This window comes from Streptomyces sp. AC550_RSS872 (assembly GCF_019049285.1).
Classification (GTDB): Bacteria; Actinomycetota; Actinomycetes; order Streptomycetales; family Streptomycetaceae; genus Streptomyces.
On record NZ_JAGMUL010000040.1, the window covers coordinates 47748 to 60705 of the forward strand.

The window sequence follows — 12958 nt, forward strand, 5'->3', positions numbered from 1 at the left end:
CACTGACCTCACGGCGCGTCGGCGCCTCGTGCGAACGCGCTCACCTTGTCGCCGTACACCGCGGCGGCCACGACAGCGGCGGCATGAGCGACCAGCCCGGCCCGCCCGTTCCCGGCGACGACAGCCGCACCCAGGGCCGCGCCCAGGGCATGGGCGCCGGAGTCGCCGATCATCGCCCGCTCCCCGAGGTCGTCGGGCAGGACGGCCGCGGCTGCTCCCATGGCACCGGCGGCCAACGCGCCACCGTGTCCGGAGCGCAGCAGCCCCGGCGCACCGAGCGCGAGCACCGCGGCGGCGGCCCGACCGGGCCGTACGTCGACGAGGTTCACGAAGTGCGCGGCGCCGGCGATCACGACCCCGGCGAGCAGCTTGTCCAGGAGCCGTTCCTTCAGGACCGCCCCCGCGACGAGCCCGGCGGCGGATATCCCGAACAACTTGACGGCCCCGCTGGTGACTTCACCGTCCCGAAGCGCACCGAGGTGCGCCCGGAACCCACGCCGGGGGTCATCGGCACCCGCCACGTCGTCGTATCCCCCGCAGACCCCCGCGACCGCCACGGCGGCCCCTGCCGCCGGCGAGAGCCGCCCGGCTCCGACCGCGGCCGCCAGGGCGGAGGCGGGCCCGGCGTACAACTCCACCGTCCGCCCGGCGCAGTTCTTCCGCTCCCAGCGGTCATGGCCGCCGGGTGCCTTGGCGCGCAGGGCGGCGACGGCGGCGCGGGTGAGGGCCGCGGAGAGGCCGAAGGCGGTGGTCCGAGAGGCACGTTCGCTCATTCGGCCACCCTACGGTCCACCACTGACAGCCCGGCCCTGCGCGGGGCCCGCCCAGGCGATCGGAGCCGCCCACGCGGGAAGCCCCGCCCTCCTACGCGTCCGCGCGAGCCGTAGCCAGCAACTCCTCCGCATGGGCCCGCGCTGTCTCCGAGTCCTCCTGCCCGGCGAGCATCCGGGACAGCTCCCGGATCCGCTCCTCGCCCTCCAGGACCTTCACGCCGGACCGGGTGACCGACCCGTCGTTGGTCTTCTCGACGAGCAACTGGCGGTCGGCGAAGGCGGCGACCTGCGGCAGGTGGGTCACCACGACGACCTGCGCGCTCTTGGCCAGCCGGGCCAGGCGCCGCCCGATCTCCACGGCCGCCTTGCCACCGACACCCGCGTCGACCTCGTCGAAGAGATACGTCGGCACGGGATCGGTCCCCGCGAACACGACCTCCACGGCGAGCATCACGCGCGAGAGCTCACCGCCGGACGCGCCCTTGGCGATCGGCCGGGGCGGCGCTCCCGGGTGCGGGGCGAGCAGCAGCTCGACCTCGTCCGCACCGGACGGCCCGTAGGCGACCGTACGCCCGCCGACCTCCACGCCCTCCGGGTCCTCGGTCTGCCGGATGTCGAAGGACACGCGCGCGTGCGGCATCGCGAGCGAGGCCAGCTCGGCGGTCACCGCGGCGGCGAACCGCTCGGCGGCGTCCGTCCGCGCGTCGGTCAGCGCCTGTGCCAGCCCGCCCAGCTCGACCCGCAACGCGTCCCGTTCGGCGGTCAGCTCCCCGATCCGCTCGTCGTCTCCGTCCAGCTCGGTCAGCCGGGCGGCGCTCTCCTCGGCCCAGGCGAGCACGGCGGCGACGTTCTCGCCGTACTTCCGCGTGAGCGCGGTCAGCGCGGCCCGCCGCTCCTCGACGGCCGCGAGCCGCAGGGGATCGGCGTCCAGGTCGTCGGCGTACCCCGCCAGCTCCCCGGCGACATCGCCCAGCAGGATCCCGATCTCACCGATCCGGTCGGTCAGCGCGGCCAGCGCCGGATCGTGCGACCGCACGGCGTCCAGGGCCCGCTGCGCGCCCGCGACGAGCGTCGCCGCGTCGATGCCCTCGGGGTCCTCCGGATTGCCTGCGAGCGCCGCGTGAGCGGCCGTGGCGGCCGACGACAGCGCCTCCGCGTGCCCCAGCCGCTCGGCCTCCTCCGCGAGCTCCACGTCCTCCCCGGCCCGCGGCTCGACCCCGGCGATCTCGTCGAGCCCGAACCGCAGCATGTCGGCTTCCTGGGCCCGCTCACGCGCGCGTGTGACGATCTCGTCCAGCTCGACGGAGACGGCCCGCAGCCGCCGGTACGCCTCGCCGTACTTGGCGAGCGGCACGGCGACGGAATCCCCCGCGTACCGGTCGAGCGCCTGCCGCTGCCGGGCCAGCTTCAGCAGCCCCTGCTGATCGGTCTGCCCGTGCACGGCCACCAGCTCGTCGGCGAGCTCGGCCAGCATCCCCACGGGCACACTGCGCCCGCCCAGATGCGCCCGCGACCGCCCCTCGGCGGAAACGGTACGGCTGATCAGCAACGCCCCGTCGTCGAGCTCCGCCCCGGCCTCCTCGACCCGTACGACGACCGGCGCGCCCGAGGACACGGCGATCCGCCCCTCCACGACCGCCTTCTCGGCCCCGATCCGCACGAGCGCCGGGTCCGCCCGCCCACCGAGCAACAGACCCAGGCTCGTGACCACCATGGTCTTGCCCGCACCCGTCTCACCCGTGACAGCGGTGAACCCCGGCGACAGCTCGACGACCGCGTCATCGATGACTCCGAGCGACCGTATCCGCATCTCCTCCAACACGGACACGACCTTACGAGGTCGGGTACCGGGAGTGCGACGCCCCCCGGCCCCAGTCATGTGAAGGTCCAGGTGACGAATGCATATCGGCAGCACATTGTCACCCGGGCGAGTGCAACGCCTTAAGGGGCGCGGGGAACTGCGCGACCAGCCACAACGGACCCGCAGCCGCCAAACGCACCCCTCACCCCACTGCGAATGGGCTAATGAGGCGCCCCACGCCACCCGGAAACCGGCAACGCGAACTTCGCCACCAACCGATCCGTGAACGACGCATGATGCAGCCGAGCAAGCCGCACCGGCACAGCCCCCCGCCGCACCTCCACCCGCGCCCCCGGCGGCAACTCCACGGTCCGCCGCCCGTCACACCACAAAACCCCCGGCGGGACATGCGGCAGAACCTCCACCGCAAGCACGGAATCCGGCGAGGTCACCAACGGCTTCGCGAACAACGCATGCGCACTGATCGGCACCATCAGCAACGCCTCGACCTCGGGCCACACCACAGGCCCACCCGCGGAGAACGCGTAAGCCGTAGACCCGGTAGGCGTGGACAGCACGATCCCGTCGCACCCGAACCCCGTCACCGGCCGCCCGTCGATCTCCAGCACGACCTCGAGCAGCTTCTCGGCCCCGGCCTTCTGCACGGCCGCCTCGTTCAGCGCCCAGTCCGTGTGCACGATGTCGCCGTTCTGATGCACGACGACGTCGACCGTCATCCGCTCCTCGACCTCGTACGCCTTGGTCACGACCCGGTCGACAACCTTGTCGAGATCGTCCCGCTCGGCCTCCGCGAGGAACCCGACGCGCCCGAGGTTGACACCCAGCATCGGCACCCCGGACGCCCGGGCGAACTCGGCGCCGCGCAGCAGCGTCCCGTCGCCGCCCAGCACGATCAGCAGCTCGCACCCGTCGAGGCACTGCGGAGTCGCCTCCTTGACGAGCTCCACCTCGGGCGGCAGCGGCAGGTCGGCCGCCTCGTACTCCAGGACCCGCACACCGATCCCCGACCTCAGCAGCCCCTTGACCACCAGCTCGGCGCTGCGAATCGCCGCGGGCCGCCCCGTGTGGGCGAGCAGAAAAACAGTACGAGCTCGGTTCGGTGTCAACGCGGCCCCTCCGCAACTGCACGGTCAACGTCGGCCGGGTCCAGGGCGGGCGCCCCGGCACGCAGCCACAGAAAGTACTCGACATTCCCGGAGGGGCCGGGCAACGGACTCGCCGTGACGCCCTTCACTCCGAGCCCGAGTTCCCACGCCTTCCCGGCGACTCCCCGCACGGCCTCCGCCCGCAGCTGCGGACTCCGTACGACTCCCCCGCTGCCCAGCCGTTCCTTCCCCACCTCGAACTGCGGCTTGACCATCATCACCAGATCGGCGTCCGGCTTCACGCACCGCACCAGGGCGGGCAGTACCAGTCCGAGCGGGATGAAGGACAGATCCCCCACGACAAGATCCACTGGTTCCCCATCGATCGCTTCGAGCGTCAACTCGCGTACGTTCGTACGGTCCTTGACGGTGACGCGTTCATCGCTTTGGAGAGTCCAGGCGAGTTGTCCGTATCCGACGTCCACAGCGACGACATGGACGGCCCCCGATCGCAGCAGGACGTCGGTGAAACCCCCGGTGGACGCGCCGGCGTCCAGTGCTCGCCGCCCCTTCACCACGAGCCCCTGGGGCACGAAGGCCTCCAGCGCGCCCGCGAGTTTGTGCCCGCCGCGCGAGACGTACTCGGGCTCGCTGTCGTCGGTGGACACCACGATCGCCGCCGCGGTCTCCACCTGCGTGGCCGGCTTGGTCGCGACGGTCTTGCCGACGGTGACCCGCCCGGCGGCGATCAGCTGGCTGGCGTGCTCGCGCGAGCGCGCGAGCTTCCGGCGGACCAGCTCCGCGTCGAGACGGCGGCGTGCGACTCCTGCCACGTTCGGTTCAGCTCCTCATCCCAGGCATCGACGGGGGCGCCGGAGGTCCCGGGCGGGCGTCGAGCGCGGTGAGCGCGTCGCGCAGCCCCCGGTGTACATCCTCGTACACCTCGACATGCCCGTCGGTGGCGAGGTGGTCGGCATCACCCAGCCGCTCCAGCTGGGCGTCGACGTCGGCGTTGCCGGTGAGGGTGCGGGGGATGTTCAGCGGGGCGGGGGCGGCCGGGTCGTACTCGGGTTCGACCGCCTCGGCCGTCTCGACCGCTGCGACCGGTTCGACTGGTTCGACTGGTTCGACCGCGAGCTCGGCCTTCGCTCCGGCCTCCGCCTCGGCCGCCTCCTGCGGGATCTCCGGGATCTCCGTCTCCGGAACCGTGTCGCTCATGCCCAGACGCTACCCCGAACCGCTGGGGTACCGTCGATCGCGATGGCCACGACTGAGGAGTGCCGCGCAGCACTCGAAAAGCTCTCGGACAACATGCAGCGCGCCGAAGGGGACGCCCGCACGGCCGCGGCCCTGGACCGCTCGGTGAGCTGCCACATCACCGACCTGGACGTCACCTTCGCCGGCCGCATGTCGGGCGGCCGGATCCATGTCCACGAGACGATCCAGGGCCCGCCCCGCGAGAAGGCCCAGATCAGACTGAGCATGACCGGCGACGACCTGGTCGCCCTGGTCGGCGGCGAGCTGCACTTCGCCAAGGCCTGGGGCTCGGGCCGGGTGAAGCTGCACGCGGGTGTGCGCGACCTGCTGACGCTCAGAAAGCTTCTGTAGCCGCCACCTTCTCGGCCTGCCCGCCCTGGTCGACCGGCTCCTTCCTGACCTGCTCGCGCGCCTTCCGCGCCGCCGGCACCACCAGCGGCGTCCCCGTCTCCGGGTCGTCGATGACCTGGCACCGCAGCCCGAACACGTCCTCGACCAGCTCGGCCGTGACGATGTCGCTGGGCGCGCCCTCGGCGATCACGGCCCCGCCGCGCAGGGCGATGAGGTGGGTGGCGTACCGGGCGGCGTGGTTGAGGTCGTGCAGGACGGCGACCAGCGTGCGCCCCTGCTCCTCGTGCAGCTGGGCGCACAGGTCGAGGACGTCGATCTGGTGCTGGATGTCGAGGTAGGTGGTCGGCTCGTCGAGCAGCAGCAGCGGTGTCTGCTGGGCGAGCGCCATCGCGATCCATACGCGTTGGCGCTGACCGCCGGACAGTTCGTCGACATAGCGATCCGCGAGCTCGGCGACCCCGGTCTGCTCCATGGACTCCTGTACGACCCGCTCGTCCTCGGTCGACCACTGGCGCAGGATGCCCTGGTGCGGGTACCGGCCGCGGCCCACCAGGTCGGCGACGGTGATCCCGTCGGGCGCGATCGACGACTGGGGCAGCAGGCCCAGTGTGCGGGCGACCTTCTTCGCCGGCATCGACTGGATGATCTGCCCGTCCAGCAGGACGTGGCCCTGGCTGGGCTTGAGCATCCGTGACAGGGCCCGCAGCAGCGTGGACTTGCCGCACGCGTTCGGGCCGACGATCACGGTGAAGGAGTTGTCGGGTATCTCCACCGACAGCTGCTCGGCGATGACCCGCTGGTCGTAGGCGAGGGTGACGTTGTCGGCGGACAGGCGGTTCACGGTGCTCCTTCGGTTGTTCAGCCCACTGCTGTTCTCGTTGCTCCTACCGGCGCTCATATCCGGCCCGCCTTGCGCTCGGTGACCAGCAGCCACAGCAGATACACGCCGCCGAGCACGCCCGTGACCACGCCCACGGGCAGCTGGTCGGCGCCGAAGACCCGCTGGGAGATCCAGTCGGCGGTGACGAGAAGGGCGGCGCCCATGCAGAGCGAGGGCAGCAGGTTCGGCCCGGGCGAGCGGGTCAGGCGCCGGGCGAGCTGCGGGGCGGTGAGCGCCACGAAGCTGACGGGTCCCGCGGCGGCGGTGGCGGCCGCGGTGAGCAGCACGGCGGACAGCATCATCAGCAGCCGTACGCGTTCGACGCGCACCCCGAGGGCGTACGAGACGTCGTCGCCCATCTCCATCATCCGCAGCCCGCGCGCGTTGGCGAGGACGAGCGGTACGAGGACGGCGCAGAGCGCGAGCAGCGGCCAGACCTGGGCCCAGTCACGGCCGCTGAGGGAGCCGGTCATCCACACGAGCGCGCGGGCCGCGTCGACCAGGTCGGCCTTGGTCAGCAGATAGCCGTTGACCGCTGTCATGATCGCGGACATGCCGATACCGACCAGGACCAGTCGATAGCCGTGCACGCCCCGCTTCCAGGCGAGCAGATAGATGGCGAGCCCGGTCGCGAGTCCGCCCACGAGCGCACCGATGGTGACCTGGCCGGCGTCCCCGGAGAACAGCACGATCATCACGAGCGCGCCGGCCGTGGCCCCCTGTCCGAGGCCGAGGATGTCGGGGCTGCCCAACGGGTTGCGTGACAGCGCCTGGAACAGCGCACCGCCGAGGCCGAGCGCGGCCCCGACGAGGAGCCCGACGAGGACCCGCGGCAGCCGCAGCTCGTTGACGATGAACTCCTGCCCCGCGTTGCCGTCGCCGACCAGCGTCCTGAGTACGTCGCCCGCCGAGATCGGGAAGTCGCCGGTGCCGATCAGCACCACGGTCGCGGCGAGCGCGGCCAGCAGCAACAGCACGACGACGGTCAGCGCCCGGACGTCCAGCCGGACGGAGAGCCCGCCCGGGGCCCGCACGGCACGGCTGGCCCGGGACGCCCGGGCCGGCTTCACCGCACTCCTCGCCGCCCCCCGCGCGTCGCTCTTCTCTTCGCTCGTCGCTTCCTTCTTCAGTGCGGTCTTCACAGCTGGGCCGTCCTCCGCCGTCGTACGAGAAAGATGAAGACCGGTCCGCCGAGGATCGCGGTGACGATGCCGACCTGGAGCTCCGACGGTCGGGCCACGATCCGGCCGAGGACATCGGCGCCGAGCAGCAGCACCGGCGACAGGACGGCCGCGTACGGCAGGATCCAGCGCAGGTCGGGCCCGGTGAAGGAGCGCACGACGTGCGGCACCATCAGGCCGACGAACACGATCGGCCCGCAGGCGGCGGTCGCGGCCCCGCACAACACGGTCGCGGCGAGCATCGACAGCACCCGGGTGCGGTTCAGATGCGCGCCAAGGGCCTTGGCGGTGTCGTCACCCATCTCCATGGCGTTGAGCGGCCGGGCGAGGGCGAGCGCGAGGACCATGCCGACGACGAGGAACGGCAACACCTGCTTGATGGTCGAGTCCGTGGCCGAGGTCAGCGAACCGACCGTCCAGAAGCGCATCTTGTTCAGCGCCGCATCGTCCATGATCATCACGGCTTGGAGATAGCCGTACAGCGCGGCGCTGATCGCCGTACCGGCGAGCGCGAGCCGCACCGGCGTGGCACCCCGACTGCCGCCGAGGAACCAGACCACCGCGCCGACCGCGGCAGCGCCGACGAAGGCGAACCAGACGTAGCCGCTCAGGCTGGTGACGCCGAAGAAGGTGATGGCGGTGACGACCGCGGCGGACGCGCCCGCGTTGATGCCGAGCAGACCGGGATCGGCGAGCGGATTACGGGTGAGCGCCTGTAGCACGGCACCGGCGAGGCCGAGTGCGGCACCGGCGAGCAGCCCGAGGACCGTACGCGAGATCCGGTCGTCGACCACGACGTCCCCGTAGGTCCCGGAACTCTCGAACAGTCCGTGCCAGACCTCCCCCAGGGACAGCTGTTTCGCCCCGATCGCGATGCTCGCCAACGCGACGACCACCAGAATCAGGACAGAGACGAGCAGCCCAACGGTACGTATCGCCCATCGGGTTGGAGGCGCGGACGGGGACTCCGCGCGCTGTTCGGGAGGACTGTCGACCAACACGCGGTTAGGTTAGCCTACCCTCCCATTCAGCCACGATCCCACCGTACGACGTCACAACCCCGGCTCCGGCCCCTCGCCTCGGCGTCACAACCCCAGCCGCGCCAGCTCCTTACCCGCGTCCAGCGTGCACGAGCCGTCCCCGGCCGCGGTCCAGGCCGCCGCGCACAGCGCCCGCAGCCCGTCCAAGGCCGCACCGTCACCGTCGAGTTCCAGCCGCTCTGCCCTGGCGGTCGCCGTCCAGCCACCGCACCGGAAACCCTCCCCGGCCGCGGAGACCTCCGGCTGTCCGCCGAGCAACCCCCGCAGATCGGCGTCGACATACGTCGGCCGGTGCTGCGGCGGCGCCGCGAGCAGCAGGGCGCCGTCGGTCACGCCGGTCAGCACGAGCAGCGAGTCGACCTCCCCGTTGAACGCGCCCTCGATGTCCGTGTCCAGCCGGTCCCCCACCACCAGCGGCCGCTCGGCACCCGTCCGCAGGATCGTCTCCCGGTGCATGGGAGGCAACGGCTTGCCCGCCACCTGCGGCTCGGCACCGGTGGCGATCCTTACGACCTCCACCGCGGCACCATTGCCCGGCGCTATGCCCCGCCCGCTCGGAATCGTCAGATCGGTGTTGGACGCGAACCACGGCACACCGCGCGCGACGGCGTACGAAGCCTCCGCGAAGCGCCCCCACGGCAGCTCCGGCCCGCCGAACCCCTGCACAACCGCCGCCGGATCGTCGTCCGCCGACTCGACGGGTTCCAGACCACGCTCCCGCAGCGCCACCCGCAGCCCCTCCCCGCCGATCACCAGCACCCGCGCCCCCGCCGGCACCTGCTCACTGATCAGCCGCGCCACCGCCTGCGCCGAGGTGATGACATCGCCCGCCCCGGTCGGTATGCCGAGCTCCGTCAGATGCGCGGCCACGGTGTCCGGAGTCCGCAGAGCGTTGTTGGTGACGTACGCGAGACGCATCCCGCCGGCCCGGGCCGAGGCGAGCGACTCGACGGCATGCACGATCGCGTCACCGCCCGCGTACACCACTCCGTCGAGGTCGAGCAGCGCCGTGTCATACGCCTCGCTCAGGGCCTGGCCACTGCCCTCGGGCCTCGTCCTGACGCTCTGGCTCATTCCGCATCGCTCCTCGTTCGACGGCTTTCCCCCGATCATCCCCCATGCCACTGACACCCGTACGATGCCGGGATGAACACAGCAGGTCACCCGGAAGCAACGGAGCGCCGAGGCCTCGAACTGAACCCGTTCCGAGGACTTCGCTACGACCCCGACCGGGTCGGCGGCCTGGCCGCCGTGACATCCCCTCCGTACGACGTCGTCGTCCGCCCCGACGGCCTGCACCACCTCCAGGACGCCGACCCGCACAACATCGTCCGCCTGATCCTCCCCCAGGCCGCCACCCCCGACGCCCGCAACGAACAAGCGGCCAAGACCCTCCGCCGCTGGCTCTCCGAAGGCGTCCTGGCCGCCGACCCCGAGCCTGGCCTCTACGTCTACGAACAGCGCGACGGCGACGGCATGCTCCAGCGCGGCGTCATCGGCGCCCTGCGTGTGACGGAGCCCGCGGAGGGCCTGGTCCTGCCGCACGAGGACGTCATGCCGCACGTGGTCGCCGACCGAGCGGACCTGATGCGCGCCACCTCGGCGAACCTCGAACCCCTGCTCCTGACCTACCGCGGCACCGGCACGGCCACCGACACGACCGCTCTCATCGAGCGCACGGTCGAACGCCCGCCGCTCTTCTCGACCACCACCGAGGACGGCTTCAGCCACCGCCTGTGGTCGATCACCGACCCGGCCGACCTGGCCCACGTCCAGTCCGATCTGACCCGCCACCAGGCCCTGATCGCCGACGGCCACCACCGCTGGGCGACCTACCGCCGACTCCGCGCGGAACACCCCTCACCCAGCGCCTGGGACTACGGCCTCGTCCTCCTGGTCGACACGGCCCGCTACCCCCTTCGCGTCCGCGCCATCCACCGCCTCCTGCACGACCTGCCCGTACCGGACGCCCTGGCCGCCCTCGACGGCCTCTTCCGCGTACGCCGCCTCGAAGTCCCGCTCGCAGAGGCCCTGGAGGCCCTGGCCGACGCGGCCTGCGCGGGCAACGCCTATCTCCTCGCCGGAGACGGCGCCTTCCACCTCCTCGACCACCCGGACCCGGCCCTCCTCGACCGCACGGTCCCCACCGACCGCCCCGCCGCCTGGCGCACCCTCGACGCGACGGTCCTGCACGCCACACTCCTCGCCCACGTCTGGCACATCCCCGAGGACGACCCCAGCCGCATCGCCTACATCCACGACACCGCCGCCACCGTCGGCAAGGCGGAACGCGACGGCGGTACGGCCGTCCTGATGCACCCGGTCCGCGAGGACGTCGTACGCGACCTCGCCCGCCAGGGCGTCACGATGCCCCGCAAGTCGACGTCCTTCGGCCCGAAACCGGCCTCGGGCCTGGTGCTGCGCGCACTGGACCTCTGAAACGCCGAAGGGCGGGACCCCTGTCCGGAATCCCGCCCTTCACTTCACGCGCGCCTACTCCTTGTCGCCCTCGTCGGAGTCGGACCCAGCCGGGGCCTGCCCGTCCCCGCTGCCCTCGGTCTCGTTCTCGCCCTCGTCCTCATCGAGGGCGTCGACGAACTCGACACCGTCCAGCTCGGCGAGCCGGTCGGACGCGTCCGTGCTGCCGTCCTTGTCGGCCTCGACAGCCTTGGCGAACCACTCACGCGCCTCGCCCCGCCGACCGGCGGCCAGCAGCGCATCGGCGTACGCATACCGCAGCCGCGCGGTCCACGGCTGCACGGAGTTGGAGGCGAGCTCGGGGCTCTGAAGCGTCACGATGGCCGCGTCCACCTGCCCCATGTCACGCCGAGCGCCGGCCGCGACGAGCCGCATCTCCACCTGCCCGGCCTTGTCCAGCTTGTGCACCTCGGGCGCCCCGGCCATGTCCAGCGCCTTCTCCGGCCGCCCGAGCCCACGCTCGCAGTCGGCCATGAGCGGCCACAGGTCCACGGTCCCGGTCATCCGCCGCGCGGCCCTGAACTCGGCAAGCGCCTCGGAGTACTTCTGGTTCGCGTACGCCGCGAACCCGGCCGCCTCACGTACGGCCGCCACCCGCGACGCCAGCCGCAGGGCCACCCTGGAGTAGCCGTAAGCGCCTTCGGGGTCCTCGTCGATGAGCCGCGCGACCATCACCAGGTTCCTGGCGACGTCGTCCGCGAGCGTCTTCGGCAGACTCTGAAGCTCCTGCCGTACGTCCTTGTCGATCTCCTCGCCCGTGACGTCCTCGGGGATCGGAAGCCGCTTGATCGGCTCGCGGTCGCCACGGTCCCGATCCCGCTCATCACGGAACCGGCCACCACCACGCCGGTCGTCACCACCGCGCCGGTCGTCCCGCCCACGGAAGCCACCCGGCCGCCCACCGCGGTCGTCCCTGCGGGGGCCGCGCCCGCCGCGATCGTCCCTGCGGTCGTCCCGCCCACGGAACCCACCGCGCTCGCCCCGGTTGTCATCGCGTCGGAAGCCACCGCGGTCCCCGCGATCACCGCCATCGCGGCGGTCGTCACGCCGGAACCCACCGCGGTCGTCGCCCCGGCGATCATCACGACGCTCGTAGCTGCCACGGTTGTCATCACGCCGGAACCCACCGCGGTCGTCGCCCCGGCGATCATCACGGCGCTCATAGCTGCCGCGGTTGTCGTCGCGACGGAAGCCCCCACGATCACCACGGTCGCCGCGATCGTCACGCCGGAAACCACGGTCACGGTCGTCACGGCGGCCGTATCCACCACGATCGCCGCGGTCACCACCGTCGCGGCGGTCGTCACGGCGCTCGTAGCTGCCGCGGTTGTCATCACGCCGGAACCCACCGCGGTCGTCGCCGCGACGGTCATCACGGCGGTCATCGCGGCGCCCATAGCTGCCGCGGTTGTCATCACGCCGGAAGCCACCGCGGTCGTCGTCCCGCCTCACCCCACGATCGCCGCGTTCGCCACGGTCGTCCCGGCGGAAGGCAGGCCGGTCACCGTCGCGCCGGAAACCACGGTCGCGATCGTCGCGACGGGGCCCAGCGGGCCGGTCATCACGCCGGAACGGCGGCCGAGCCCCGCGGTCGTCGCCGCCCCGGCGGTCGTCGCGGCGCCCATAGCTGCCGCGGTTGTCATCACGCCGGAAGCCGCCCCTGTCGCCCCGATCACCGCGGTCATCGCCCCGACGGTCGTCACGTCGGTCATCGCCCCGACGGTCGTCACGTCGGTCATCCCGTCGGACGTACCCGCCACGGCCGGCGCCGCTGCCACCACGGTCATTGTCACGACGGAACCCGCCGCGCTCCCCCCGGCTACCACGATCGCCACGGTCACTACTGTCCCGTCGCCGCTGGTCGCGCTCCGGTCGCTCGTCGGGGGAGTTGGTGGACATCGGTGACTCCTGTCTTCGGTACTACAAGCATTGTAAAAACGAAAGGACCCCTGGTCCCAGCTGAACGCTGGTGACCAGGGGTCCTTCCCAAAGATTGTTCGGCGGCGTCCTACTCTCCCACAGGGTCCCCCCTGCAGTACCATCGGCGCTGTAAGGCTTAGCTTCCGGGTTCGGAATGTAACCGGGCGTTTC

12 protein-coding genes, 1 rRNA gene and 1 pseudogene are annotated in these 12958 nt (G+C 71.9%); 2 read left to right on the forward strand and 12 right to left on the reverse strand.

Annotation, left to right across the window (positions count from 1 at the left end; all coding sequences use genetic code 11):
* Nucleotides 1-8: 8 nt before the first annotated feature.
* The 5 genes from KUM44_RS18450 to KUM44_RS18470 form a co-directional block, all read right to left on the reverse strand.
* The gene (locus KUM44_RS18450) at nucleotides 9-773 is read right to left on the reverse strand and encodes a hypothetical protein (protein ID WP_217209078.1); all 765 of its coding nucleotides are present in this window, start codon (nucleotides 771-773) and stop codon (nucleotides 9-11) included.
* A gap of 91 nt (nucleotides 774-864) precedes the next feature.
* On the reverse strand, nucleotides 865-2583 hold the full coding sequence (gene recN / locus KUM44_RS18455) for a DNA repair protein RecN (RefSeq protein ID WP_217209100.1): 1719 nt from the start codon (nucleotides 2581-2583) through the stop codon (nucleotides 865-867).
* A gap of 212 nt (nucleotides 2584-2795) precedes the next feature.
* Nucleotides 2796-3701 (reverse strand): NAD kinase, encoded by a 906-nt coding sequence (locus tag KUM44_RS18460; protein WP_217209079.1) that lies wholly within the window; start codon nucleotides 3699-3701, stop codon nucleotides 2796-2798.
* Nucleotides 3698-4513: a TlyA family RNA methyltransferase gene (locus KUM44_RS18465; RefSeq protein ID WP_217209082.1), complete on the reverse strand. Its 816-nt coding sequence runs from the start codon at nucleotides 4511-4513 to the stop codon at nucleotides 3698-3700. The genes KUM44_RS18460 and KUM44_RS18465 overlap by 4 nt, the downstream gene beginning before the upstream one ends.
* A 7-nt stretch (nucleotides 4514-4520) precedes the next feature.
* On the reverse strand, nucleotides 4521-4898 hold the full coding sequence (locus KUM44_RS18470; protein ID WP_217209084.1) for a hypothetical protein: 378 nt from the start codon (nucleotides 4896-4898) through the stop codon (nucleotides 4521-4523).
* 42 nt (nucleotides 4899-4940) lie between these two features.
* On the opposite strand from KUM44_RS18470, the gene KUM44_RS18475 reads away from it, so the two are divergent.
* On the forward strand, nucleotides 4941-5288 hold the full coding sequence (locus KUM44_RS18475; protein ID WP_217209086.1) for an SCP2 sterol-binding domain-containing protein: 348 nt from the start codon (nucleotides 4941-4943) through the stop codon (nucleotides 5286-5288).
* Here the strand turns inward: KUM44_RS18475 and KUM44_RS18480 are convergent.
* The 4 genes from KUM44_RS18480 to KUM44_RS18495 form a co-directional block, all read right to left on the reverse strand.
* The gene (locus KUM44_RS18480) at nucleotides 5272-6186 is read right to left on the reverse strand and encodes an ABC transporter ATP-binding protein (RefSeq protein WP_217209088.1); all 915 of its coding nucleotides are present in this window, start codon (nucleotides 6184-6186) and stop codon (nucleotides 5272-5274) included. The two genes, KUM44_RS18475 and KUM44_RS18480, sit on opposite strands and share 17 nt — an antisense overlap.
* A complete protein-coding gene (locus tag KUM44_RS18485; protein ID WP_217209102.1) occupies nucleotides 6183-7238 on the reverse strand; it encodes an iron chelate uptake ABC transporter family permease subunit in 1056 nt (351 codons plus the stop codon). Before KUM44_RS18485 ends, KUM44_RS18480 begins: the two co-directional genes overlap by 4 nt.
* Before the next feature lie 68 nt (nucleotides 7239-7306).
* The gene (locus tag KUM44_RS18490) at nucleotides 7307-8350 is read right to left on the reverse strand and encodes an iron ABC transporter permease (protein ID WP_217209089.1); all 1044 of its coding nucleotides are present in this window, start codon (nucleotides 8348-8350) and stop codon (nucleotides 7307-7309) included.
* Nucleotides 8351-8434: 84 nt separating this feature from the next.
* On the reverse strand, nucleotides 8435-9463 hold the full coding sequence (locus KUM44_RS18495) for an HAD hydrolase-like protein (protein WP_217209091.1): 1029 nt from the start codon (nucleotides 9461-9463) through the stop codon (nucleotides 8435-8437).
* 72 nt (nucleotides 9464-9535) lie between these two features.
* Here KUM44_RS18495 and KUM44_RS18500 point away from each other — a divergent pair, with 72 nt between their 5' ends.
* Complete coding sequence (locus KUM44_RS18500) at nucleotides 9536-10828, forward strand: DUF1015 domain-containing protein (protein WP_217209093.1); 1293 nt, start codon at nucleotides 9536-9538, stop codon at nucleotides 10826-10828.
* Nucleotides 10829-10882: 54 nt separating this feature from the next.
* Here KUM44_RS18500 and KUM44_RS18505 read toward each other — a convergent pair whose 3' ends face one another.
* The 3 genes and pseudogenes from KUM44_RS18505 to rrf form a co-directional block, all read right to left on the reverse strand.
* Nucleotides 10883-11656: a tetratricopeptide repeat protein gene (locus KUM44_RS18505; protein ID WP_217209104.1), complete on the reverse strand. Its 774-nt coding sequence runs from the start codon at nucleotides 11654-11656 to the stop codon at nucleotides 10883-10885.
* A gap of 12 nt (nucleotides 11657-11668) precedes the next feature.
* A pseudogene (locus KUM44_RS45510) lies at nucleotides 11669-12766 on the reverse strand (hypothetical protein); the annotation flags it as partial.
* 96 nt (nucleotides 12767-12862) lie between these two features.
* Nucleotides 12863-12958: ribosomal RNA gene (gene rrf / locus KUM44_RS18515) — 5S ribosomal RNA — on the reverse strand; the annotation flags it as partial.